The sequence below is a fragment of the Paenibacillus sp. GD4 genome (genome assembly GCF_030846225.1).
GTDB lineage: Bacteria > Bacillota > Bacilli > Paenibacillales > NBRC-103111 > Paenibacillus_G > Paenibacillus_G silviterrae.
In genome coordinates this window covers 2,371,893-2,395,446 of sequence record NZ_JAVCYK010000001.1, presented here as the reverse complement: position 1 = coordinate 2,395,446, position 23,554 = coordinate 2,371,893, and the positions used below count along the sequence as shown (strand labels likewise).

The 23,554-nt window shown below is 55.2% G+C and carries 19 protein-coding genes and 1 pseudogene; 13 read left to right on the top strand and 7 right to left on the bottom strand.

Going from position 1 to position 23,554, the window contains the following annotated elements; translation table 11 throughout:
* Positions 1–4 precede the first annotated feature (4 nt).
* Entirely contained in the window at positions 5–697 is a 693-nt protein-coding gene (locus RAC89_RS11275) for a response regulator transcription factor (RefSeq protein ID WP_306613525.1), read from the bottom strand.
* Between the two features lie 128 nt (positions 698–825).
* Here RAC89_RS11275 and RAC89_RS11270 point away from each other — a divergent pair, with 128 nt between their 5' ends.
* Positions 826–2,862: a sensor histidine kinase gene (locus RAC89_RS11270; protein ID WP_306613524.1), complete on the top strand. Its 2,037-nt coding sequence runs from the start codon at positions 826–828 to the stop codon at positions 2,860–2,862.
* 4 nt (positions 2,863–2,866) lie between these two features.
* Here the strand turns inward: RAC89_RS11270 and RAC89_RS11265 are convergent, their stop codons facing one another.
* Complete coding sequence (locus tag RAC89_RS11265) at positions 2,867–3,742, bottom strand: AraC family transcriptional regulator (protein WP_284642880.1); 876 nt, start codon at positions 3,740–3,742, stop codon at positions 2,867–2,869.
* A gap of 187 nt (positions 3,743–3,929) precedes the next feature.
* On the opposite strand from RAC89_RS11265, the gene RAC89_RS11260 reads away from it, so the two are divergent.
* The 5 genes from RAC89_RS11260 (at position 3,930) to RAC89_RS11240 (ending at position 9,369) form a co-directional block, all read left to right on the top strand.
* Positions 3,930–5,099 (top strand): galactokinase, encoded by a 1,170-nt coding sequence (locus RAC89_RS11260; protein ID WP_306613523.1) that lies wholly within the window; start codon positions 3,930–3,932, stop codon positions 5,097–5,099.
* Between the two features lie 51 nt (positions 5,100–5,150).
* Complete coding sequence (gene galE / locus RAC89_RS11255; RefSeq protein WP_306613522.1) at positions 5,151–6,137, top strand: UDP-glucose 4-epimerase GalE; 987 nt, start codon at positions 5,151–5,153, stop codon at positions 6,135–6,137.
* A gap of 21 nt (positions 6,138–6,158) precedes the next feature.
* A complete protein-coding gene (locus RAC89_RS11250) occupies positions 6,159–7,706 on the top strand; it encodes a UDP-glucose--hexose-1-phosphate uridylyltransferase (protein ID WP_306613521.1) in 1,548 nt (515 codons plus the stop codon).
* A gap of 221 nt (positions 7,707–7,927) precedes the next feature.
* Positions 7,928–8,296 carry a response regulator gene (locus tag RAC89_RS11245; protein ID WP_306613520.1) on the top strand — a complete coding sequence of 123 codons (369 nt, stop codon included), beginning with the start codon at positions 7,928–7,930 and terminating at the stop codon, positions 8,294–8,296.
* 80 nt (positions 8,297–8,376) lie between these two features.
* Positions 8,377–9,369, top strand: coding sequence for a metallophosphoesterase family protein (locus RAC89_RS11240; RefSeq protein WP_306613519.1), 993 nt, complete (start codon positions 8,377–8,379; stop codon positions 9,367–9,369).
* A 17-nt stretch (positions 9,370–9,386) separates the two neighbouring features.
* Here RAC89_RS11240 and RAC89_RS11235 read toward each other — a convergent pair whose 3' ends face one another.
* Together RAC89_RS11235 and RAC89_RS11230 are read right to left on the bottom strand one after the other, a co-directional pair.
* Positions 9,387–12,272: an ATP-binding protein gene (locus tag RAC89_RS11235; RefSeq protein ID WP_306613518.1), complete on the bottom strand. Its 2,886-nt coding sequence runs from the start codon at positions 12,270–12,272 to the stop codon at positions 9,387–9,389.
* A gap of 29 nt (positions 12,273–12,301) precedes the next feature.
* Positions 12,302–12,751: an Lrp/AsnC family transcriptional regulator gene (locus RAC89_RS11230; RefSeq protein ID WP_306613517.1), complete on the bottom strand. Its 450-nt coding sequence runs from the start codon at positions 12,749–12,751 to the stop codon at positions 12,302–12,304.
* A 118-nt stretch (positions 12,752–12,869) separates the two neighbouring features.
* On the opposite strand from RAC89_RS11230, the gene RAC89_RS11225 reads away from it, so the two are divergent.
* The 3 genes from RAC89_RS11225 to RAC89_RS11215 all read left to right on the top strand — a co-directional run bounded on the left by RAC89_RS11225 (position 12,870) and on the right by RAC89_RS11215 (position 15,483).
* The gene (locus RAC89_RS11225) at positions 12,870–13,637 is read left to right on the top strand and encodes an MBL fold metallo-hydrolase (protein ID WP_306613516.1); all 768 of its coding nucleotides are present in this window, start codon (positions 12,870–12,872) and stop codon (positions 13,635–13,637) included.
* Between the two features lie 22 nt (positions 13,638–13,659).
* Positions 13,660–14,157, top strand: coding sequence for a GNAT family N-acetyltransferase (locus RAC89_RS11220; protein WP_306613515.1), 498 nt, complete (start codon positions 13,660–13,662; stop codon positions 14,155–14,157).
* Positions 14,158–14,283: 126 nt separating this feature from the next.
* On the top strand, positions 14,284–15,483 hold the full coding sequence (locus RAC89_RS11215) for an EAL domain-containing protein (protein WP_306613514.1): 1,200 nt from the start codon (positions 14,284–14,286) through the stop codon (positions 15,481–15,483).
* Positions 15,484–15,497: 14 nt separating this feature from the next.
* Here the strand turns inward: RAC89_RS11215 and RAC89_RS11210 are convergent, their stop codons facing one another.
* Positions 15,498–18,401, bottom strand: a complete 2,904-nt coding sequence (locus tag RAC89_RS11210; protein WP_306613513.1) for a DEAD/DEAH box helicase — start codon at positions 18,399–18,401, stop codon at positions 15,498–15,500.
* Between the two features lie 23 nt (positions 18,402–18,424).
* Positions 18,425–20,053, bottom strand: a complete 1,629-nt coding sequence (locus RAC89_RS11205) for an SWIM zinc finger family protein (RefSeq protein WP_306613512.1) — start codon at positions 20,051–20,053, stop codon at positions 18,425–18,427.
* Positions 20,054–20,308: 255 nt separating this feature from the next.
* Between RAC89_RS11205 and RAC89_RS11200 the strand changes: the two genes are divergently transcribed.
* Both RAC89_RS11200 and RAC89_RS11195 read left to right on the top strand, forming a co-directional pair.
* Positions 20,309–20,602: a hypothetical protein gene (locus RAC89_RS11200; RefSeq protein WP_284642867.1), complete on the top strand. Its 294-nt coding sequence runs from the start codon at positions 20,309–20,311 to the stop codon at positions 20,600–20,602.
* Positions 20,603–20,621: 19 nt separating this feature from the next.
* On the top strand, positions 20,622–20,963 hold the full coding sequence (locus RAC89_RS11195; RefSeq protein WP_306613511.1) for a 4a-hydroxytetrahydrobiopterin dehydratase: 342 nt from the start codon (positions 20,622–20,624) through the stop codon (positions 20,961–20,963).
* A gap of 546 nt (positions 20,964–21,509) precedes the next feature.
* Here RAC89_RS11195 and RAC89_RS11190 read toward each other — a convergent pair.
* Positions 21,510–21,989 (bottom strand): annotated as a pseudogene (locus RAC89_RS11190) (GNAT family N-acetyltransferase); the annotation flags it as partial.
* A gap of 135 nt (positions 21,990–22,124) precedes the next feature.
* On the opposite strand from RAC89_RS11190, the gene RAC89_RS11185 reads away from it, so the two are divergent.
* Both RAC89_RS11185 and RAC89_RS11180 read left to right on the top strand, forming a co-directional pair.
* A complete protein-coding gene (locus tag RAC89_RS11185) occupies positions 22,125–22,964 on the top strand; it encodes a sulfurtransferase (RefSeq protein WP_306613510.1) in 840 nt (279 codons plus the stop codon).
* A complete protein-coding gene (locus RAC89_RS11180) occupies positions 22,961–23,506 on the top strand; it encodes a DUF1697 domain-containing protein (RefSeq protein WP_306613509.1) in 546 nt (181 codons plus the stop codon). The genes RAC89_RS11185 and RAC89_RS11180 overlap by 4 nt, the downstream gene beginning before the upstream one ends.
* Positions 23,507–23,554: the final 48 nt, after the last annotated feature.

The window sequence follows — 23,554 nt, the reverse complement described above, 5'->3', positions numbered from 1 at the left end:
TCGGTTAGCCGTTGAACTTGTATCCGATTCCGCGTACGGTTAAGACGTGCTTCGGATCGGTAGGGCTGGCCTCGATCTTCTTGCGCAAATTGCTTATATGAACGAGTAAGGTACGGGTGTCGCCGTTGCTGTCGACGCCCCAGGTCATGCGGTACAATTGCTCGATGGGAATGACCTTGTTCGGCGATTTTGCTAAATGCACAAGCAGATCAAACTCCTTGGAGGAGAGCAGGACCGGCTTCCCGTCCACACGTACCGACCGGCTGAGCAGATCGATATCAAGACCGGGGAAGGAGATTTGCTGGGAGTCTTCTTTATGCTGCTCGATCAGCTGATTGCGGCGTAAATGCGCTTTCACGCGGGCGACGAGCTGTCCCGGGCTGAAGGGCTTCGTGATGTAATCGTCTCCGCCGATGCTGAATCCCAGAATGATATCCATATCCTCATGCTTGCAGCTGATGAATAGAATGGGTGTATTGTAGGTCTTACGCAGCTGCCTGCAAACTTCTATGCCATCCATCTCAGGAAGCAAAATATCTAGAATCACCAAATCCGGCCGATGCTCCCGCATCAATTCCAGCGCGTGTGTTCCGTTATTGGTGCTGATGACCTCATAGCCTTCCTTTTCAAGATAAAGCCGGATCAATTCCACAATTTCGGGTTCATCATCGACGATTAAAATTTTTTCTTCCGACATTAGCGGTTCTCCTTCGGGTTGAAGTAGGCGGCGCATGTATTTAAACATGAAAGAAAGTGGTATCCATTTCCAAATTATACTCCTATTATAAATGGTTTGGGCTAGGTTTCGCCATAGTTTTCTTCCTTGTGACAACGGCTGGATACAAATTTTTAGAAAATAGGACAAACGACCTTGTCCCGCAGGCGGTACAAGGCACGCTGGATCTGCGCGGATACCGGTTTGCCGAGATCGGGAAGCTGCCGCTGAAGGGGGAGTGGAGCTTTTATTGGGGACATCTGCTGACGCCTGCCGACTTCCTTGACAGCAAGACGCCCTCGGCCCCGCAACGGATTCAGGTGCCCGGTTCCTGGAACGCACGGACCTTCGACGGAACGAAGCGGGGAGGGGAAGGATACGCCACCTATCGATTAACTGTTCTTATCGATGATTCCTCATCGCCGCTTGCCGTTCATCTTCCTTTCATCCGTACGGCGTATCGCGTTTGGATCAACGGCGTACCGATGGGGGGAAGCGGCCAGGTGGGGACAAGTCCTGCGGAATCCGTGCCGCAGGTACAGGCGAGGGAGCTTTATTTTGCCAATAACGGATCTTCGATCGATGTTGTGATTCAGGTTTCGAATTATGAGCACCGGCTCGGGGGGATCTGGAAGACGGTGTATCTTGGCAGTGCGGCTGTGCTGGGAGGAGATTTCAGGAGAAGCATCCTTCTCGAAATGCTGTTGATCGGTGCCATGCTGGCTATGGGGACGCATCATCTGGGCTTGTATGTGCTCCGGAGGAAGGAGCGCGGATCGCTCTATTTCGGCTTTTTTTGCATCCTCATCGGTGTTCGCGCTGCGTTGATCGGCGAAGGGATTATCTATGAATTTTTTGAGCAGCTTCCATGGAACGCCGTATTACGAATCGAGTACCTCTGCTATTACCTGGGGGTTCCCGCGGCGGTGCTGTTCGTCCAAGCCCTGTATCCGCAGGAGGTTCATCGAAGCGTAGCAAGGCTCTCGGTGGGATTAGGCATGGCCTTCTCTCTGGCGGTGCTAATGCTTTCATCAAAATATTACACCTATACAACGCCCTGGTACCAAGCTCTTACCATTGCTTTGTCGATTTATTTGCTTTACAGCGTAACGCTCGCTAAACTTCGCAAGAGGGATGGAGCGACGTTCGCACTGATCGGATTGATTGTCTATACCATTACCGTTGTCATAGACATTTTATTTTATAACGAGTGGATCTCCATAGGTGAAATCACTTCTTACGGACTCATCGTGCTGGTGATTATGACCTCCTTTATTTTAAGCGTCAAATTCGCCAAAGCGTTCTCCGAAGTGGAGCTGCTATCCCGCCAAATGACAGAAATGAACGCCGGCCTGGAGCATAAAATTCGGGAACGGACGGCGGAGCTCGAAAGAACCAATTCCAGTCTGGAGCGGACCAATGAGGACTTGGCCAGGCTGGAGCTGTCGAGAAGGCATTTGCTCAGCAATATCTCGCACGATCTGGGTACTCCGATGACGCTCATTCAGGGATATGTCGAGGCGCTGCTGGACGGCGTGGTTTCTGGAGGGGAGCAGCAGCATAAGTATTTACGCATCATACATAACCGGATTACGGGCCTGAATCGGCTCATCAACGATTTGTTTCAGCTCTCGAAGCTTGAAGCGAGGCAGCTGGAGTTTGATATGCAGCTGGTGCCGACAGAGGAGTTTGTACGCTATTTCGAGGACCGCTATGAGCTTGAGGTCAGTAATGCCGGCTTCTTGTTCCAATCGGTTGTCACCAGGCCGGCATTCCCCGATGAGCAGCAAATGCTGAGACTGGATGTGGATCGAATCGATCAGGTGCTGACCAATCTGATCTACAATGCGATGAAACATACGCCGAAGGGAGGGACCATCGCCCTCCACTTGATTGTGGACGAGAACTCCCTTGTAGTGCAGGTACAGGATAACGGCATGGGCATCGATCCGCAGGATTTGCCGTATATTTTCGACCGTTTCTACAAAAGTGACAAGTCCCGCAATACCTCAGGTGACGGCAGCGGTCTCGGGCTATCGATCGCGAAGGAAATCATTGATTATCATGGCGGCCGGATTTGGGCGCAGAGCCGATTCCGGCAGGGGGCCTGCATCTCCTTCCTGCTTCCGTTGATTAAGGAAAAGTAGGCGGCTACAGCTTCTTCAGAGAATCGCGGTAGGCAGAAGGAGAAATATGATACAGCCGCTTAAACTGCTTGGAAAAATAGAGCGGGTCCTGGAAGCCGACCGACGAAGCGATCTGTTCCATGGTGAGCTCGGTGCGCTCGCGCAGAAGATGTCTCGCTTTATCCAAGCGCAGCCGCAGCAAGAAGGTGACCGGGGTCAGCCCGGTATGCTGTTTGAAGAGCGTGGACAGGTAGGCGCGGTTATAGCCGAGCGTTTCGGCCATCAGCTCAATGGTAATCGGCTCCGCATACTGCGTCTGCAGGTAATGGATTGCCTGCTGCACCGTCCGGTCGCCTCCCGAGGTCATCTGTGGGGCGGCGCCCTGCTGCGGCTGAAGCGCTTCGGCATATTCGGCGAGCAGCAGATGAAGATAGCCGTTCGCCTTCAGACTTGCCTGGGAGCTGCGCGATTGAAACGCCGTTTGTACCTGGTGGTACAGGACGGCAATGCTGCGCTTGCGGCCGGTGTGCACAACGGGTTGTCCTGAGCTGAGCCCGATGTCCTGCAGGAGAGATTCGGCCTGCTTGCCCTCGAAGGCGATCCAGCGATAGTGCCAAGGGTCGGCGAGATCGGCCATATAATTAATGAGCTTGCCGGGCTCAATGAGAAAGCTGTCGCCTTGGCCCAGCTCGTAGGTATGCCCCTGGCAGGTATAGGTGCCTTTCCCCGATAAGATGTGATGCAGCAAATAATAGTCGACGACCTTCGGCCCGGGCTTATGTCCGGGCTTGGTTTGGCTGTAGCCGGTGAAGAGAACGGAAAGCTCCCCCTCCTCCCGGGGCTGGGGGTTTGAGACGACAAAATAGCTTTCGTTCTTTTTGAGCGGTGGAGTTGTGCTCATAAGACGATCCTGCCTTTCCTCATAGGTATCTAACATTATACCATGCCATTGACGAAGGCTTACCATAGAAAATCTAACATTTTTCCATGTGGTTCTGACATCGCTCCATAGCTTGAAGGAGACGGTGAGACTATACTGAAGGCATAGGAAGCAAGTTGATTCGATATTAGGAAAAGGCGGTGCCTACATGGCAGATATCCAAGCTTTGAAACAACGTTTCTTAGAGCTGTACGGTGAAGAAAGCACACATCCAATCCGGGTTTTTCATGCGCCTGGCCGCGTGAATCTCATCGGAGAGCATACAGACTATAACGGCGGCTACGTATTTCCGGCAGCACTGACCTTCGGTACGACGATGATCGTCCGGGAGCGGGACGATGAGCAGGTAGGCTTTGCTTCGACAAACTTCCCCTTACACAAACATATTTCCATTCAAAATCTCGTAAATGCCAAAGAGGATGAATGGATGAATTACCCGAAGGGGATTATCCGGGAGCTGCAGGAGCGCGGCGTGAAGGTGAAGGGCTGCGATATTCTTTACAGCGGCGCCATTCCTAACGGCTCAGGTTTGAGCTCGTCGGCATCCATCGAGGTGGTGACGGCTTATGCGCTGCTCACTCTGGCGGGAGAGAAGACGGATACGGTGGAGATTGCCCTGCTGTCTCAGAAGGTCGAGAACGAATTCATCGGTGTGAAGTGCGGCATCATGGACCAATTCGCTGTTGCGAACGGCAAGAAGGACCACGCGATTCTGCTGATGTGCGATACGCTGGAATACAAGCATGTGCCGTTCCAAAGCGGGGAATACAAGCTGGTGATCGGCAATACGAACAAGAAGCGCGGGCTCGTGGACTCCAAGTATAACGAGCGCCGTGCGCAATGTGAGCAGGCTGTGAAGGATCTGCAGGCGAAGTACCCCGAAATTACGCTTCTGGGGCAGCTCTCCGTGGAGCAGTTTAATGCCGGCAAGCAGCTGATCGCAGATAATGTCGTAAGGGACCGGGCACAGCATGTCGTCGAAGAGATCGATCGTGTGCTGCAATCGATGCGTGTGCTCGAGCAGGGCGATCTGGAAGCCTTCGGTAAGCTGATGAATGCCTCCCACGATTCGCTGCGCGACTTGTACGAGGTGACGGGCCACGAGCTGGATTCCATGGTTGCTGCGGCTCGCACGATTCCCGGGGTGCTGGGTTCCCGTATGACAGGAGCGGGCTTCGGCGGCTGTACCGTATCGCTCGTGCATCAAGACAGCGTCGACCGCTTCATCGAAGAGGTCGGTCGTCAATATACGGAGCAAACGGGGCTGACAGCGGACTTCTATGTCTGTGATATCGGCGATGGCGTGAAGGAGCTGTAGACCTGATTTTTCAATGCAACAGGTTCGGATAAGAGAGAGGAGAGAGGGACCATGGCAATTATGGTAACGGGCGGAGCAGGCTACATCGGCTCCCATACGGTAGCGGAGCTGCTGGCAAAGGGCGAGGAAGTTGTCGTTGTAGATAACCTGGAGCAGGGCCACCGTGAGGCGGTGCTTGGCGGGAAGCTGTACGTAGGCGATATTCGCGACAAGGCGTTTCTGGATACGGTGTTTAAGGAAAATGAGATCGATGCGGTCATTCACTTCGCGGCCAATTCGCTGGTCGGGGAGAGCATGCAAAATCCCGGCAAATATTACCACAACAACGTATACGGCACCTTGTGCCTGCTGGAGAAGATGAACGAGTACGGCGTCGGCAAAATCGTATTCTCCTCGACCGCCGCAACCTATGGGGAGCCGGAGAATATTCCGATTCTCGAATCGGATCGTACGCTGCCGACGAATGCTTATGGCGAGACGAAGCTGGCTATGGAAAAAATGATGCGCTGGTTCGATACCGCACACGGCATCAAGTACGTCTCTCTCCGCTACTTCAATGCTGCAGGGGCTCACGAGAGCGGCAAGATCGGTGAGGATCATTCACCGGAGACGCACCTCGTGCCTATCATTCTGCAGGTGGCGCTGGGCAAGCGTCCGCATATCTCGATCTTCGGTGACGACTACGCTACGCCGGACGGGACTTGTATTCGCGATTACATTCACGTGTCGGATTTGGCTGATGCGCACATCCTGGCGGTGGAGAAGCTCCGCGCCGGCGGTGAAAGCAGCGTGTACAATCTCGGCAACGGCAAAGGCTTCTCGGTCAAGGAAGTCATCGACATCGCCCGCACCGTTACGGGCCATGCGATCCCCGCTGTGGTAGAGCCTCGCCGTGCGGGAGACCCGGCTACGCTGGTCGCCTCCTCGGAACGTACCCGGGCGGAGCTCGGCTGGAATCCGAAGCGGGATCGGCTTGAACAGATCATTGCATCCGCGTGGGCATGGCACCAAGCCCATCCGAACGGCTACGGCAAATAAGCATCGCAGGGGGTACGTGAAATGGATAACGTAACGAAAGCAGCGTACGGGATCGAAAGGCTGCTTCAGTTTGCTCTTCATAATAAGCTGATCGAGCCGCTGGATGCGTATGCCGCGAGGAACGGCTTGCTCGATCTGCTGCGGATCGCAGAACCGTATAGCGGCGAAGTAAGCGAGCCTGTTGCGGCGACACCTGTGGAGCTGCTGGAGCCGCTGCTGGATTATGCCGCCGAAGCCGGCATTCTGGAGGACAACAATACGACGCTCCGCGATCTGCTCGACGCCCGGATTATGGGGTATTTGATGCCGCGGCAGTCGGAGGTGGCAGGGCGCTTCTGGGCTACCGGGAAGAAGGTCGGCGTAGAGAATGCGACCAATGACTTCTATAAGCTGTGTATCGACTCCAACTACATCCGGATGGACCGGATTAACAAGAATTTATATTGGCTTGCGCCTACGGAATACGGGGAACTGGAAATTACCGTAAACCTCTCCAAGCCGGAGAAGGATCCGAAGGAAATCGCTATGCTCAAAAATGCGCCGGCGGCGTCCTATCCCAAATGTCTGCTCTGTATCGACAACGTCGGCTATGCGGGCCGGCTGAATCATCCGGCCCGCCAAAACCTTCGGGTGATACCGTTGCAGCTCGGCGGGGATCCTTGGTTTTTCCAGTACTCGCCGTACGTGTACTACAACGAGCATAGTATCATTTTTGACCGGGAACACCGTCCGATGAAAATGTCACGGGCAACCTTCGAGCGATTGCTCGATTTCGTAGAGCAGTTCCCGCATTATTTTATCGGCTCGAATGCAGACCTACCGATTGTAGGGGGTTCGATTCTGAATCATGATCACTTCCAGGGCGGCAAGCATAAGTTCCCGATGGAGAAGGCGCCGGTAGAAAAGTCGTTTACCCATCCGGACTATGCCGGTGTGAAGCTGGGTATCGTGAAGTGGCCGATGTCGGTCATCCGCATCTCAAGCCATAACCGGGTGCAGCTGCTGAAGCTGGCTTCGAGCATTCTGGAGACGTGGAAGGAATACAGCGATCCGGCCTGTGACATCCTCGCTTATACAGAGAAGGACGGCGTGCGGACACCTCATAATACCGTGACGCCGATAGCACGTAACAATACGAGCGGCGAATACGAGATGGACTTGGTGCTCCGTAATAACCGGACGAGCGAAGAGCATCCGGACGGTATTTTCCATCCGCATCGGGAGCTGCATCACATCAAGAAAGAGAACATCGGCTTGATTGAGGTGATGGGCTTGGCCGTGCTGCCGGGCAGGCTGAAGGAGGAGCTTGAGGAGCTGGCTCAGCTGCTCGTAAGCGGTGAGACCGCGGCGATTCAAGCAGAGGAACATCCGCTGCATAAGCATGGCGCGTGGCTTTCGGAGCTTCAGTCGCGTTATGGCAGCGTCGATCTAGAGGAGGCAAGGCAGCTCCTTCAAAGCGAGGTCGGCACGAAGTTCTCCGACGTGCTGCGTGATGCGGGCGTCTATAAGCGAGATGAGCAGGGTCGAAGCGGCTTCCGGGCTTTCCTGAAACAGCTTGGCTTCGAATAAGCTTTTAGGTTAGCAGCCCCGCGGGCGATCCCCTCATAACGATGGGGCGGCAAGCCAGCGGGGCTTTCGTTACATAAGGGCTAAAGGGGCAGAACATGCCCGAACGCACCAAACGGTGAATGAATTCAAGCACGCGACAGGTTGCGACAACTTTTTCTTACTTCTTCTGTTATACTTCATATTCTGGACAAGGATCTGACATACGGGGAGAGGAACCATCGTTGAGCAATAAGCACATCGTTATCGTAGATGACCAGTATAGTATCCGTCTGCTGCTTAAAGTAGCATTAGAGGCGGATGGGCATGAGGTTTTCGAGACTGCCGAAGGACATGTCGCGCTAAAGTATATGGAAGAGACGCAGGTTGACATTGCTTTGCTTGACCTCAAAATGCCGGGTATGGACGGTCTTGAGCTGTTGACTTGCATGAGGCATAGGGGGATTCCGACGCCTGTCGTCATGATGACGGCGTATATGGAAAGCAGTCTGATAAAGGAAGCCCAGAAGCTTGGGCTGTTGGGATATATGAGCAAGCCGTTTGATATCGATGAAATGCGAAGCATTGTGAGCAGCGTCGTACCAGGAGCTTAGGGGGAGCGGAGGGCATAAGATCAGGGCGGAATTGCCATATTAAAAGGTACTAAAGATGTTTCCCTTCCGTAGGAGGATTTATGAAACGAAGCTTAGTACCGGCCCTATCGTTCTTTCTGTTACTTACCGCCTTATTAACAGCCCCGCCAACGGTAATGGCGGAGTCCCTGAGGAAGCCGCGGTTGACCTTCGCTGTGATCAGTGACATTCACGTACAAAGCTGGGACAAGGAATCCGTTCGCAGGTTCAGACAGGCTTTGGAGGACTTACATAAGGCGGCACCGGGTTCAAGCGCATTGATTGTGAACGGGGACACAGGCAACGGGTTTCCTGAGGATTACTCGACCGTGCAGCGTACCATCGCAGCACATCTGCATTGGCCTCACGTATTCTATACGATCGGCAATCATGAATTTTATAAAGCATGGCATCGCGGCAAGCAATGGAGTGAGGCAAGCTTTCCGAACGGAGAGACGGAGGAAGCCTCCGTCGGGCGCTTTCTTCAGTTGACTGGGGAGCCGCGCGTATATTATGATCGCTGGCTTCAAGGTTATCACTTCATATTCCTGGGCTCGGAGCGCTATCGTCAGTCCGATCCCGGCAACGGAGAGGATGCCTGGCTTTCGGACGAGCAGCTGGGCTGGCTTCGCAGCAAGCTGCAGGACGATGCGCAGAAGGAGCCGCAAAGACCTGTGTTCCTCTTCCTGCATCAGCCTCTGCAGGGTACCGTCTCGGGCAGCAGCGAAAGAGGGGTCGTGCAGCTAGAGGAGCTTCGTTCTATTCTCCGAAAGCATCCGCAGGTGCTGCTGTTTTCCGGTCATACTCATTTTGAATTGGACAAGCCTGACATGGTTATTCGCGGCGACAGCGTCACTACGGTGAACAGCTCTTCCGTGAGGGCCCCCTTCAAAGCAGCCCGCGAACCGTTCGCTGATAGCGAGGATGAAAGCGAAGGCATCGTCGTTCAGGTAGATCCCGATGAGGTAAGCATTCGCGGCCGCAGCTTCAAGCGGCACTCCTGGATCACGGGAGCAGACTCCATGGTTCCTCTTCAAAACAAAACCGGCCCCTAGTCAGGGCCGGTTTCTCTTCACAACGATTCTTTTCTGGATTTGGGCTCCACACGCAGGACATCCTCGCTTCGAGTAATCCCCTCAATCTCAATGCCCTTTTCATTCAATGAGCTGGTGACGGCAATCTCGTCCTGAGCCGGGAAAATATAAGCCGGAGCGCTGTCGGTGCTCGACAGAAGCTGCTCTGCCACCTGGACAAGCTTCTCCATCGAGAACGGTTTACGCAGGAACTTCTCCATATCCTTCTCATGATAGTGGGAAGGAGGCTCCAGTGCGGTGGAGACGATAACCGGCGTACGGTAATAGCGGGGGTGGCAGTACAGCTCGCTAATGAAGTCCCAGCCGCTTTGTGCGCCCTCCAGATGAATATCGACGATACATAATCGGGGCCCCTTTTCCTTGCATTGCTGCAAAGCCAAGATAGCCTCCTCGGCGGAGCGGACGATCAGAGAAGGACAATCAAACTTAGTCAACGCAACTTGAATGAGATCTCCCAAATTATCGTCATCCTCAATGACGAGGATAGCATTCTCGGCATTTTGGACCAGAGTGAGTTCAAGCTCCAGTGTGAAAATAGAGCCGGCTCCCATCACCGATTCGAACCAGATGCGTCCGTCATGTCCTTCTATAATCTCTTTCACGATGGATAGGCCGAGACCGGTACCGCCGATTTGTCTGCGATCGGAGTTATCTACCCGGTAAAACTTCGTGAACAGCTTCCCTCGCGCTTCCTCCGGGATGCCTAACCCGTAATCCTGAACGGAGATTTGTATCTTGCCGTCCGTTTGAACGACTCGGATATCGACTCTATCTCCCTGAGGAGAATACTTGATTGCATTGCTCAGCAAATTATGAACCACCTGCTTCAGGCGATCCGCATCCCCGCGAACCCAAAGCTCACTTCTCGGTGCGTCAAGGTGAATCTCGTGCGATTGCTTGCCTTTCCACTGCTCAGCCACCTCTTGAAGCAAACCGTTAAATTCCACCGGCGAGAAATGGTATGATTGCTTTCCTGACTCCATACGCTGCAGGTCCAGAAAATCATTAATGAGCTTGGATAGGCGGTTGGCTTCCTTGTATATGGTTTCCATGTAGCGCTTACGCTTCTCCGGCGTCAGCTCCCGGTGCAGCATAATCTCAACAAACCCAAGCACACTGGATAACGGTGTCCGCAGCTCGTGCGATACGATGCTGATGAATTCATTCTTCATCTCATCGACCTTCTCTTCCTCGGTTCGATCGCGGAACACGAACAGGTAAGAGGGCTCCTCGCTTCCACGGTTATTACCCACCATAGTGGCATACAGCTCGAGATGTCTCAGCTGACCGTCCTCTTCCCGATTTGTGAAATAGAACCGTTCGGACAATCGTTCCTGCTCACCGCGCAGCAGTCTGCCGATCGAGGCGGTGACCTGGGATAAAGTTTGATCTTGAATTTGTACATTTTGAATGAGGCTTAGCAGATGCTTCCCATCCTGATCCTGCGTCCCGAAGAAGTCCTTCATGCGCTGATTGGAGTAGAGCAGTTGTCCCCGCGCATCACAGAGCACCATACCTTCATTGGTAGATTCGAGGATGTTCTCTATCACATCGCGTTGTTCCTCGATAAAAAGCTTCTCCTGCTGCAGCTGATGATTCAACTGCTCCAGTCGGATCGATTGCCGCAATCGTTCTTCGTTTACTTGCTGGGCAAGGAAGGCCAGCTCGAATTGACGAATTAATCCTTTCGCAATGCGTTTGGTCTGCTCATTATCTTTCTGCAGATAGCCGGTGAGCAGGAGGAAGCCGATCACCTCTTGATCATTCCCGAATAACGGGAAATAATGATCCATGACGGAAGTGATCCCTTGATGGAAGCCCTTCTCGTACTCCGTCGCTTCTCGCTTACACTCGATAGGCTGCTTCTCCATAAGGACGCGTCTTGCCGGTCCGAACAATTGTTCTTCGAGTACGGGACCCAGCTGAGTAGGATAACCTACTGCATGCTGGACAGCAAACATCCCGTTCGGCTCCCGGATGACTACCATGATCGCGTCCAGCTGCAACGCTTCAATAAGCCTTGGCATCGAGGTTTGGAGCAGTTCGTTCAGCCCTCCCGCGGAGGTAAGCTTCTCTTGAAAGCCGTTAATTGCCTCGAGTTCGTACTCCCGCAAGGAAAGCTTCTCCAGAGTTCGTTCCTGCTCTTCCTGCTGTGCGATGATTTCTTCGTTCTGTGCCTCCAGGCTTTCCGCCAGGAAACGGAACGATTCCTCGCTCTTCCGAAGAGCAGCCTCCGCACGGTTCGTTCGGAAGAACAGAAGGGCGGAGAAGATACTGATGATTAAAGCAAGCGCTCCGCCGATGGAGATGATAGTGCGGGCGCTGCGCTCCGCCTCCCGTGCGCTCTTGTTGGCTTCTGCAGTAATCCGGTCGATTTCGGCCGTTAATTTATCGTGCACCTTGCGGAAGGAATCCATGGCGGTTTTCCCGTTGCTGATTCGGTTTCGTGCCGCTTCGATGTTGCCCGTGCGAACAAGACTAAGCTGCGAGGCGTAATGCAAACGCAGACGCTCAATCATGGGACGAGCCTCATACCTCATAATTTTGCCGATTTCCGGATAGTCCGTCTCGAAGGCTTCCATATGCTTCAAGTCCGCCTCGAGCGCTGCGCTTCCGTTATGATACGGCTCAAGATAGGCTTCATCCCCGGTAACCTCGAAGCCGCGAATGCCCGTTTCCTGATTCACCAAGTTAGATAATATATTCTCGGCCAAATGAGAGAGGGGGATGGTTTCACCCACAATCCGGTTCAATTGCCTCTCTGTATTTTTAGAAGCAATGAAGCTGGTGACGCTGACCAGCGCCAGCACGGTGAAAATAAGAATCAAATACATCATGGAGATGCGTGAACGGGTTATTTTCATAGATATCCACCTAGTCGATTAATAGAAGGTCAGCCTTTGATCTGACCGATGCTGATCTGTACCTTGTAATTGCCGTACCGGAGAAGCTCATCCAGCAGTCTATTCAGCTCCTCATGATCTGCGGTGTGCGCGTGAAGCCAGTAGCAGCCTTCTCCGCTGACGCGATGGGCTTCGGCGATGGCCGGCTGCTGCTGCACCCACTGCTGGAAGGAGCTATGGGAGCTGGTGGTTTTCATGTATACCGTAATTAAAGCGTTGACGGCAAGCCCCAGCTTAGCGGGGTTCACTTTCAGGGTAACTCCCTCGATGATTCCGGCTTCCTCCAGCTTGCGAATGCGCGCGCCGACTGCCTGGCCGGTCAAATGCACCTGCTCCCCGATCTCCTTATGCTGTCTTCGGGCATCCTGCCGGAGAAGCTCAAGGATGCGCCGATCCGTTGCGTCGAGCATGCCAACCGTTCCTTTCCTGCCATAACTCATTCACCGTGAAAGGAATGAGAGGTGTTTTGTTTCATTAAACCATAGGTCGGGGCCTATGCCTAAGCTATCATAAATACATGAAAGTCATGACCTTTATTTGTGGAGGAGAGAGAATAATATGAAGCTGCAATTGATTCGACATGCAACGCTTAGCGTTGTCATGAGTGACAAGACCATGCTGGTAGATCCAATGTTGAGTGAACAGGGCATAAATCCCCCTATCCCTAATTCGACAGATGAACGCCGAAATCCTTTAGTGGCGCTGCCGAAATTTGACGAGAAGCTTCTGCAGCCGGACGCTGTGCTGATAACGCATCTGCACCCGGACCATTGGGATGAGGCCGCGGCGCAAAGCATAGCCAAATCGACAACCGTCATTTGCCCCGAGGAATGCGAAGCGTCCCTTGCCGCACAAGGCTTTGCTCCTATTCATGTGATCTCGTCAGAGCTGCAATGGAAGGGAATCCGCATCTTCCGAACAGGCGGGAAACACGGCTTTGGGGAAGTGGGCGCGAGAATGGGGAAGGTGTCCGGCTTCGTGCTGCAAGCTCCGGGAGAGCCTGTGATTTATATTGCGGGGGACACCGTATACTGCGAGGAAGTGGAGAGGGCGTTGGACCAATACCGCCCTGACTTGACTGTTCTGAATGCCGGGGGCGCTCAGTTCCGGATAGGAGGGCCGATTACGATGAATGCCGAGGATGTCGAGAAGGTATGCCGCTATGCACCCTATACCCAGGTGGCGGCAGTGCATATGGACACACTGAATCATTGCCTCGTTACGCGCAAGGATCTCAAGCATCATCTGCGGCAGGCGGGTTTGGAGAGCCGCGTCTGGATCCCCGAGGACGGCGAAGAACGGGAATACGTTCAGCCGAGCAGGTAAACGGAAGGGAAGGAAACCGTAGATGAAAGGGCAATGGGTCAAAGGCGATTATGTGCTTACCACGAGGAAAACGGATCTGGATATGGAGAAGGTCTTCCGTTTTCTTACGGAGGAAAGCTATTGGGGACGGGGGCTGACCATGGAGCGGTGGAGGAGGGCAGTGAAGTTCTCTCCACTGTGCTACGGCCTGTACGACAGCAGTTTCAGAAGAGAAAAAGGGGCTGAAGCAGGCATAACCGGGGTGGCGGGATACCGGCAGATCGGGTTCGCCAGAGTGATTTCGGATATGGCTACGTTTGCCTACCTGACCGACGTTTACCTTGACCGTGAATATCGCGGCAAAGGTCTATCCCTTTGGATGCTTACCGTCATCCGTTCTCATCCGAAGCTGCAGGGTCTAAGAAGATTTATGCTAGTAACCGAGGATGCTTCAGGGTTATATAAAAAAGTAGGCTTCTCCAGTCTAACACAAAGTGAACATTGGATGGAAGATTTGAATATGGATTCCGGCCGGAAATAACAACATGGCTGATTGCCAACATTCCCCTTGTTGAATTACAATGAATTCAATTAGTCTATGTCACGATTCCTTCCATTAAAGAGAATTTTGACGCAGGGTACAGGTAAACATCAAGGGGGAAAAATGATGAAGGAGCTATCGCGTTATACCGAGCCTGTTCCTTTGGAGCACGAGGTGAAGCCGTATTTTCAGCCGATTGTCTCCATGCAAACGCAGCGAATCGTTGCTTATGAATCGTTAGGACGATGGGAGCAGAACGGCCAAGTCCGCAGCCTGGGACCATTTTTTCAAAATCCGGATATTCCGGATGAGCGTCATTTGGCCATCGATCGGGTACTGAGGGAGCGAGCGATCGAATACATGGCACAGGCGGATTCGGACTCGAAGCTGTTTATTAATCTGAAGCCTTCCTGGATCTACCAACGGTTTCAAGCGACAGGCGAGCTGCCTACACTGCACTATATCGCCAGACACGGCTTGGATCCATCCCGCGTAGTCGTCGAGATTACGGAGGAAGAGTTTCAAGGAAGATTGGATGAGCTATCGTCGATAATCGAGCGGTACCGGCGGGCAGGCTGTATGATCGCGATCGATGATATCGGCAGCGGCTACAGCAACTATGACCGGATTGCGTCCATAAGACCTCATATCCTGAAGATCGACCTGAAGCTGCTGAAGAAGAGCGCGACGCATGTCGGCTACGAAGCGGTGCTCAATTCCTTTTCGATCCTTGCTTCCCAGATGGGCTCCTCGCTTCTTGTGGAGGGTGTGGAAACGAAGCGGGATCTCCATCAAGCGCTTAAGGTAGGCGCGCGTTATGTGCAGGGCTTTTTATTTTCCGAGGCAAGAGCCGCTCTTCAGCCCTCGACTGCTTATGAGGCGATGCTTCAAGAAGAGCTCTCGGAGTATACAAGGCAGGAGCTTGCCAAACACCGGAGCTTGTTCGCCGTGATGGAAAGCCTGAATGATCTGGTAAGCGGTGAGGCGGTCATTGAAAGTGAAGCGGATGCGGATTCGCTGATTGAAGAGCTGCTGGAGAGCGTGGAGGACCATGTGGTCAAAGTGTACATATGCCGCGAGGACGGGCGTCAGATCTCTTCCAATTTCCGCAGGCGCGAGGGCTGCGATTGGGAGATTGACCCGGGCTATCGAGGCGCAAACTGGATCTGGCGTCCCTACTTCATTCCGAATATTCTGCAGATGAATCATCAGCGGCAGGGGAATTTATCGCAGGTATACACCGATTTGGACAGCTCCCGCCCGATGCAGACGTATTCGTGCCCGATCGGGGGGAAGCATTATTTGTTCCTTGATTTGGTTGTCTAACAAGCGGTGGTTCGTCAGGTCGATTGGGCGACCCACTCGGTGCGGAGGGCGAACAGCTCCTTGAGATCCTCGGTGGACAGCTCGGTGATCCACTGCTCTCCCGTGCCGACTATTTGCTGGCTAAGGCCCATTTTCCTGTCGATCATTTCATCGATCCGCTCCTCCAGCGTCCCCAGCGTTACGAATTTGTGCACCTGCACATGCCGCGTCTGGCCGATCCGGAAGGCGCGGTCCGTCGCTTGATTCTCCACCGCAGGGTTCCACCACCGGTCAAAATGAAATACATGGTTAGCCGCAGTCAGGTTTAAGCCGGTTCCTCCGGCCTTCAGCGAAAGCAGGAAGATGCCGGGCTGCACAGAGGCGGGGAGGCTTTCGCTTTGGAACTGCTCGATCATCCGGTCGCGGGCGGCCTTCGGTGTTCCTCCGTGCAGAAATTGCACCTGGGGACCCAGCTCCTGCTCCAGGATTCGCTGCAGCAGATGGCCGGTTTCCACGAACTGTGTGAAGATGAGGCACTTGTCGCCTTCCTGCCGCAGCTCCTGTACCATTTCAAGCAGCCGCTCAACCTTGTTGGACCTTCCCTGCCAGGGGGAGGTGACCGGCTCCTTGTGGAGCAGCGACGGATGGTTGCAGATCTGCTTCAGCTTGGTCAGCGCGGACAGGATCACCCCCCGACGCTCCATCACGCTGAGGGTATCGAGCTTCTCGAACATATCGCGAATGTAAGTTTCGTACATCGTGGCCTGCTCCGAAGTAAGGGAGACGAACGTTTTGTATTCGTACTTATCGGGCAGGTCCAGCTGAATCGAAGGGTCCTTCTTGACGCGGCGCAGCAGGAAGGGGCGAATCAGCCGCTGTACCTTGGCAATCAGCTCGGGGTCCTGCGTCCGCTCAATGGCGTTCACATAGTTATGCGTGAAGTCGCGGACGGTCCCGAGATAGCCCGGATTGAGAAAATCAAATATCGACCACAGCTCGGTCAGCCGATTCTCGATAGGGGTTCCCGTCAAGGCAATCCTATGCCGGCCGGTCAGCTTGCGGATGGAGGACGCCTGCTTTGTGTAGGCGTTTTTGATATTTTGGGCTTCGTCGATGCAGATGGACTCCCAGGCGACGGTCGTCAGCTCCGCTTCATCGAGGTGTGACAACGTATAGGTCGTCAGCACCAGATCGTAGCCGCGGATGCTCTCGGCGAACGCCGCACCCTTCGAACGGGCCGGGCCATAGTGCAAATACACTCTCAGCTCGGGGGCGAAGCGCTGCAGCTCCTTCTGCCAGTTGCCGACGACGGAGGTCGGGCAGATGAGCAGGGAAGGGGAAGAGGCTTCTATCCCATCGTCCGCATCCTGCCTAACCTTCAGATGTAGAAGATACGTGATCATCTGAATCGTTTTGCCAAGACCCATGTCGTCCGCCAGGCAGCCGCCAAGGCCGCATTCCCGCAGGAACAGCAGCCAAGAAATACCTTCCAGCTGATAGGGCCGCAGCGTCCCCCGGAAGCTGTCCGGCGGCTCGATCATCGGCGGCCGCTTCACATGGTTCAGCAGGTCGACCATGTCCTGCAGCTGCTCGTTCAGCTCGACCTCCATCTGCAGGGCGCGGTGGAAGCCGGATTCCTCCTCGCCCTCGACGGAGCCGAGCAGGTGAAGCTCCAGCACGTCGCGGAAGGAGAGACCCTCCTTCTTCTGCACCTGCTTCATCACCTGCTGGATTTGCGCCAGCTGAGCGGGGTCGAGCTGGATCCACTGGCCGCCGATTTGCACGAGGCGGCGGTTCTGCTCCACCAGCTCGCGGAACTCCGCTTCGGTGAGCTCGATGTCGCCGATGGCGATCTTCCAGTCGAACTGCATCAGCTGCGTGAGACCGAACATGGACTGCGGTCCGGAGCCGACCGAGGACCGGACCTTTGCCTTCAGCCGCGGCTTCCATCGGCGGATGCGTTCCCACCAGGCGGGCAGGAAGACGGAGTAGCCCGCCTCCATCAGCCGCAGGCTGCCCTGCGTGAGCAGCTGCCACGCCTCGTCCGGCGTGAGCTGCCCGCGCAGGCCGTCGCCCTCGGCGGCCAGCCACGGCAGCAGCCGGCGCCACTTGCCGGCGTCGCGCACGGCGCGGCCGAGGTGCTCCCGCCAGGCGGCGGGCAGCGTCTCCGTGCCGGGCACCGCCGCCGAGGCGCCCAGGGCTTCGCCCTCGGCCGCCCACGCGTTCAGCACGGCGGGCTCGAGCTCGTGCAGCACATCCTTGCTGCCGCGATCCTGCAGCACGAGGCGCAGCGGCCACGCGTTGCCCTGCACCTCAGGCTCCTCCAGCTTGAGGCACGTGCGGAACGGCGTTCCGTCCGTCTGCCAGCCGATGGAGATGAGCCAGTCCTCCTCGTCCATCCACAGGTCGGCCGCATCCCGGCTGCGCCGCAGCAGCGGGAACGAGCGCTCCAGCCGCTCCAGGCTCTCGCGCATGACGCCGTCGACCTCGATCCACATCGGGATCAGCCGGTCCATCCACTGCTGCGCTGCAGGCGCCGCCGCCAAGGCGGAGGCCTCCTCCGGCAGCTGCAGCTTCCAGCCGAGCTCGCCGGCCTTCCACTTGGCGTAGTCCGGCATGCAGCGGCCCTGCGTCAGCGCCTCCTTCACGTGAGGCGCCAGCTGCAGCAGCTCGCGCAGCTCGCGGCTGAGCTCGAGCCGCTGGTGCTGCACCATGCCCGGCCGCACCAGATAGTCCAGCGCCTCCAGCGGCGGCAGCAGCAGCCCTTCGATGTTCTGTGACTCGACCACGTCGACGAACGTTCCGTAGAACGACGGTTCATGCCAAGCGAACAGCCAGTCGCGCAGATCGTAGGCGTCGCAGATGCCCCCGTTGGGGCGAGCCCCCCAAAGGAAAAAACCGCCCTGCGGCGCCCAGCGCACGTGAACGGCAATGACCATAGAATCCGTTGTATTAACTGCACTCATGGGATCCATTTCCCCTTCTTCAGCTCTTCTTGCAGTGCCCGCAGACGGGAATATTTCATTGAGAGGCGGTGAATGTATTCGTCCCACACCGCTTCCCGTTCCAGCTTCCTGTACAGGGAGTGAAGCTTCTTCAGCAGCCGGACGGCCGTCGCATAGGCAGTCCGGTTCTTCTCGGCAATGCAGCGCTCCACCGCCTGGGAATACAGCGGCAGCAGGAGGAGAGCATCCTCCTTCTCTACCGTTTGCAGGTCCGGTGCGAATAAATCCATCGGCGAAACCCGGTTTGACAGCTGCAGGTCAATCCATGCCTTGTATCGGCGGGCCTTCAATAAATAGGCCGTATAAAAGTTGTACGTACGCGGCAGCAGTGCGATCATCACATCGACCCACTCGCTGTCGTCCTTTTGCCGGCTCGCCGCCTCCATCCAGTAATGGCAAAACTGCCGAAGCTCCTCCTGCTGCGTCCGCTGAACCGCCGGCAGCAGCCAGCGCAGCCAGGCAAGCATGGAGTCCCAAGCCCCTTCCTCATACCGGCGATGCAGGTACAGGAAGAACTCCCGCGCTTCACGCTTGTGCAGCCGCTCCAGCCTTGCCCTTGCCTCCGACTCCCGTCCGTCCATGACGTCGAAGTGTGCATCCGCCAGCAGCAGGGCGTCCCTGCGCCGCGGCATCAGATCCGGGCTGTCGAGCAGCCGCTGCAGGCGACCTCGCTCCTCCCGGATCCAGTCCGCCTGCTTCTCCATCCGCCACCAGAGGCTCCGGTAGACGGTGGACCAGGAGAGCGGCGATTCCTTCCCGGACAGCGCCGACTCCCCGATCAGGCCGAGGGTTTCCTTCCAGGCGGCCGCATGCCCCGCCGCCAGCTGCTCCACATCCAGCCTCGGGATCAAGGCCAGCAGCTGGTCGAGGGACTGCCTGCCCACCGTACGGCAGCCGGTTTCTATATAATAAGATAAATAAGATGTTTTCGTATCCTGATAAAACTGCTCGATCTTCCGCATGACGAACAGGAGCACGTGCAGCTCATACAGCTCCGCCATCGGGGAAGGCCATTCGGCAGAGACCGGCAGCAGCTTCTCCCGCACCGAGCTGTGGAACAGCTCGATCGAATGCTGCTGGGACAACGAGAAGCCGTAGAACTGCTGGTCGAAATAGCGCTGCCACTCTCCCGGCTTCTGCTTCCGCTTCGGGGGGTCCAGCCGATCGGCCGCCTTTTTCTCCAGTCGAGCCTGCGTCTTCCTTGCCTGCTGCTGCTTGATTCGAACGAGCATCGCCTTCTTCAGCTGCTGCAGCAGCAGCTCCGGCCGCCCGAACGACGTATATAAAGAGAAGATAACGGCAGCCATATGCTGGCAGTGAGCACCCTCCGTGCAGCTGCACTCGCTTTTGCCGAGACTCTCCATGTCCAAAATTACTTCATAAGGCTTCGTATCCTTGACCAGGGCATGGATTTCCAGCCCATGGCGCAGCTCCGTTCCGCTCACACGGCCCTTATGGTAGTCCTCCCAGCCGGGCTCCAGCCGGTCCGGATCGAACTCGTCACGCAGCCAGTGGATGAGCGCTTTCATTCGGTTTTTAGGGATCTGCAGCTTAAGCATGGGAATGAGAACCGCCCTCCGCGCCAATAGTCTATCCTTCTAGTGTACCCCCGCCAGCCTTTGAAAACAATGCCAATATTCTAGTTTGGACGAATTTTTGGCATTTTAAAAGAACGCCACGTCTATTGTATGCAGCAGCGCCCGGCGAAAGACAATGAAATTTACTTTTCATGGAAGCTCGGACTGTATCCGCTTTCGAAGAAAGTTGCAGCGCTATCCGATTCCAAGTACAATGGGGCAAAAGGCAAGTTTCCAAATTTACCCGGAAGGGCGGTAATGGTTATGGGCATCAAGTTTGGCCGGGAATATAACGATATCATTACGGATTTCACCGAGGCGCTGATGGGGATTGAGGAGCCTTACTCCATTTTCGAGATGACGCCGGAGGAGTGGGCCGATCTGAACAGCGAGGAGCAGCAGGAATGCGTTAAGACGCTGGCGGACGATCTTTTCTATGGGCTGGGCACGGATCCGCGCATGAACGTCGGGAACTGCACAATCAGCCACGATAAGAAGCGCCATCTCATTCTCGTCAATCAGGGCGAGACGCTGGTGCGTGTGATTCATTTAGTGTAACGATGGAGGGGGAAGGGGCATGAGCGATTCGCGCTTGAAGCTTTCGGAGCAGGAAGTGGAGGCCCGATTGGCCGAAGCGAAGGAATGGAGTCGGGAGGACCATTGGATTGTACGTAAATACCGCTTTCCTGAGTTTCTCACCGGTATCGCCTTCGTAAACGAGGTGGCGCGAATCGCGGAAGAGCTGAACCATCACCCCCTTATGGCTATTGATTATACATTGGTGACCCTCCGGCTGACCACCTGGTCCTCCGGAGGGCTGACCCTACTCGATTTTGCCTGCGCCGCACGGTTTGATAAGGCTTACCTCCCCGCTTTTTCGAACGATTCAAGCCAGAAGCTGCCTGAGCTTCCTTCGTAAAGATTCGGGAAGCTCCCGCTGAAGCGCCTTATTCAGCAGGTCCGGGCGGGTCATTCCGTTCGCCTGCCAATATTGTTCGATCATCGTCGTCTTCTCCTCGCGCTTCGGCATTAAGCTGTACATGACATACCAATCTTCAAGGGCGGTCAATGGGATGGGAACGCCATCCTCTACAACGATCCGTTCCGCCTGCTCCTGCCGCCAATCGAGTTTGTATACCCCTTCGGCATGCCTAACACCAAACAAGCCCATGAGATCAATCTCCGTATCTTGAATGACATAATGGTAGAAATGCTCTGTGCAAAAGGGCTCCTTAGGCGGAAGGCTGCGGCTTTCCCCCAAGGACGCGAGAAGCTGATGGGCCTTTTCCGCATCCTCCGCACTGACTAACAAATCAAGATCGCGTGCAGCGGATAACAGACCGTAATAGGCCAGCATGGCGGAGCCGCCCAGTCCCCAGCTTACGTTGTTCTTGTTCAGCAGCTTGGCGATAGTCCGCAGGACAAGTTGGAGTCGGTCTTTTTCTTGATGCAAAGCAGCCGGCTCCCACACCATGCAGTGAAACTCACCGGGACCGCTCGGCGTTCCCCTTACATAAGTGTCCGTCACAACGAAGCCGGCCTGTCGATAGGTTCGTAAAGCCCGCTCGTTCCAGGTCAGTACCTCCAAATCGATTTCGTTGCCGGGATTTGTTTTCCTTGCGTATTCCGCAATCGCTCGGACGAAGGAAGTCCCGAGACCTTGCCCGCACAGGTCCGGACGCATGCCGAGCCCAAGCCGTGTCACGCCGACAATCGGGAACAGCTGCGCAAAGCCGCAAAGCTGCTCATCCCGGTCCAGTATCGCCCGGAATTGTGTCTCCCGGATGTAGGGATCACCCAGCTCCTCCTGGCGGGAGACGAGCAGCTCCCAAGGCTGCCAGTTATAAATGTCGTAAGGCGGAGGATATCGCCACCCGCAAATTTCACGGGCATGAGCCTCGGTTAAGGGAACGAGTCGAAATGGGGGAGCTGCAGGGCTGGACATGTTTCCACTCCTCTTGAACAGGGTAATAGCGTGTGTAATAATTTTCCATGGGGAACCTTTGCTGGCAGGGTCTTCCCGTGTATACTGGTAACTATACAGGATGGAACTCCCCGAAAGGAAGGGATTACAATCGTTATGAAGCATATTGTGAGTCAAGAATGGCTCTTCGAGCATGGGAATGATGCGGATATCGTGATTGTCGATTGCCGGTTTGCTCTGGGACAGCCGAGCTCAGGGAAGGATGCTTACGAGCAGGATCATATCCCGGGAGCTTATTACCTCGATCTGGAGAAGGACATGTCCGGGCCGAAGGAGCCCCACGGAGGACGTCATCCGCTTCCGAATATCGATGAATTTGCAGCAAAGCTGAGCCGTATCGGGATTGACGATCACACCACCGTGGTAGCTTATGATGATCAAGGCGGGGCCATGGCCTCTCGGCTGTGGTGGATGCTGAAATATTTGGGACACGATGACGTATATGTGCTGGACGGAGGATACGCCAAATGGAAGCAAGCGGGCTATCCGACTACGGATGAGCCGCCTCTCGAGCATCCGACTGCCTTCAAGCCGCAGGTCCGTGAGGAGATGCTGGTCCGGATGGAGGATGTCAAAGCGCGCATCGGCCGTGCCGGTACGGTGATCATCGACTCCCGGGAAGCGAAGCGGTATCTCGGTCTGGAGGAGCCCATCGATCCGGTGGCGGGGCATGTACCGAGCGCCCGAAATTATTTTTGGAAGGACAGCTTGGATAGCGACGGAAATTGGCTTCCCGGGGAGCAGCAGGCAGCCAGGTTCTCCGGCTTGAAGGATGCCGAGGAGATCATTGTCTACTGCGGCTCCGGCGTCACGGCTTGTCCTAACGTGCTGGCGCTGAGCGAAGCGGGACTTCAGGGCGTTAAGCTCTACAGCGGGAGCTGGAGCGATTGGATCTCCTACAAGGAGAATCCGATTGCGACAGGAGAAGAAAAATGATCTACATCGCCTTGCTGCGCGGCATCAATGTGGGAGGACATAAGAAAATTAAGATGTCGGAGCTGAAGGAGTCGCTGGAACAAGCCGGCCTTGTGCGAGTGCAAACGTACATTCAGAGCGGGAACGTTTTGTTCGATTCAGAAGAGACGGAGGAAGCGTTACAGGCCCGCATGGAGCAGACCATCCGGGAAGCCTTTGGTTTCGACGTCTCCGTTATGCTGCGGACGCTAGAGGAGTGGCGCGGTATTCTGGCGCGTTGTCCATTTGATACGGAGAATGAGCTTGCGGGGAAACGTGTCCATGTGGCGCTTCTCACCGCGGCTCCTGCGGCGTCTGCCATTGAGGCGCTTCCTCCCTGGACGCACCCCGTTGAGAAATTCCACATCAATGGACGGGAGATTTATTTCCAATTCGGCGAGCAGATGCAGGACTCCAAGCTACCGAACCATCTGATGAAGTTAAAACAGCCGATGACTTTGCGTAATTGGAACACTATGAGCAAGCTGGCACAGCTGGCGGAAGGCATGCAGGTGAAGCATTGAGCATATAAGGCAGGTTACCATGGGTAGCCTGCCTTTAGTTTGGGGTTT

Excerpts from the sequence above, each read along its gene's own strand:
- RAC89_RS11235 (WP_306613518.1), bottom strand. The coding sequence starts at position 12,272 with ATGAAAATAACCCGTTCACGCATCTCCATGATGTATTTGATTCTTATT.
- RAC89_RS11225 (WP_306613516.1), top strand. The coding sequence starts at position 12,870 with ATGAAGCTGCAATTGATTCGACATGCAACGCTTAGCGTTGTCATGAGT.
- RAC89_RS11180 (WP_306613509.1), top strand. The coding sequence starts at position 22,961 with ATGATCTACATCGCCTTGCTGCGCGGCATCAATGTGGGAGGACATAAG.
- RAC89_RS11220 (WP_306613515.1), top strand. The coding sequence starts at position 13,660 with ATGAAAGGGCAATGGGTCAAAGGCGATTATGTGCTTACCACGAGGAAA.
- RAC89_RS11275 (WP_306613525.1), bottom strand. The coding sequence starts at position 697 with ATGTCGGAAGAAAAAATTTTAATCGTCGATGATGAACCCGAAATTGTG.
- RAC89_RS11215 (WP_306613514.1), top strand. The coding sequence starts at position 14,284 with ATGAAGGAGCTATCGCGTTATACCGAGCCTGTTCCTTTGGAGCACGAG.
- RAC89_RS11250 (WP_306613521.1), top strand. The coding sequence starts at position 6,159 with ATGGATAACGTAACGAAAGCAGCGTACGGGATCGAAAGGCTGCTTCAG.
- RAC89_RS11195 (WP_306613511.1), top strand. The coding sequence starts at position 20,622 with ATGAGCGATTCGCGCTTGAAGCTTTCGGAGCAGGAAGTGGAGGCCCGA.
- RAC89_RS11265 (WP_284642880.1), bottom strand. The coding sequence starts at position 3,742 with ATGAGCACAACTCCACCGCTCAAAAAGAACGAAAGCTATTTTGTCGTC.
- RAC89_RS11200 (WP_284642867.1), top strand. The coding sequence starts at position 20,309 with ATGGGCATCAAGTTTGGCCGGGAATATAACGATATCATTACGGATTTC.
- RAC89_RS11240 (WP_306613519.1), top strand. The coding sequence starts at position 8,377 with ATGAAACGAAGCTTAGTACCGGCCCTATCGTTCTTTCTGTTACTTACC.
- RAC89_RS11260 (WP_306613523.1), top strand. The coding sequence starts at position 3,930 with ATGGCAGATATCCAAGCTTTGAAACAACGTTTCTTAGAGCTGTACGGT.
- RAC89_RS11230 (WP_306613517.1), bottom strand. The coding sequence starts at position 12,751 with ATGAGTTATGGCAGGAAAGGAACGGTTGGCATGCTCGACGCAACGGAT.
- galE (WP_306613522.1), top strand. The coding sequence starts at position 5,151 with ATGGCAATTATGGTAACGGGCGGAGCAGGCTACATCGGCTCCCATACG.
- RAC89_RS11185 (WP_306613510.1), top strand. The coding sequence starts at position 22,125 with ATGAAGCATATTGTGAGTCAAGAATGGCTCTTCGAGCATGGGAATGAT.
- RAC89_RS11210 (WP_306613513.1), bottom strand. The coding sequence starts at position 18,401 with ATGGTCATTGCCGTTCACGTGCGCTGGGCGCCGCAGGGCGGTTTTTTC.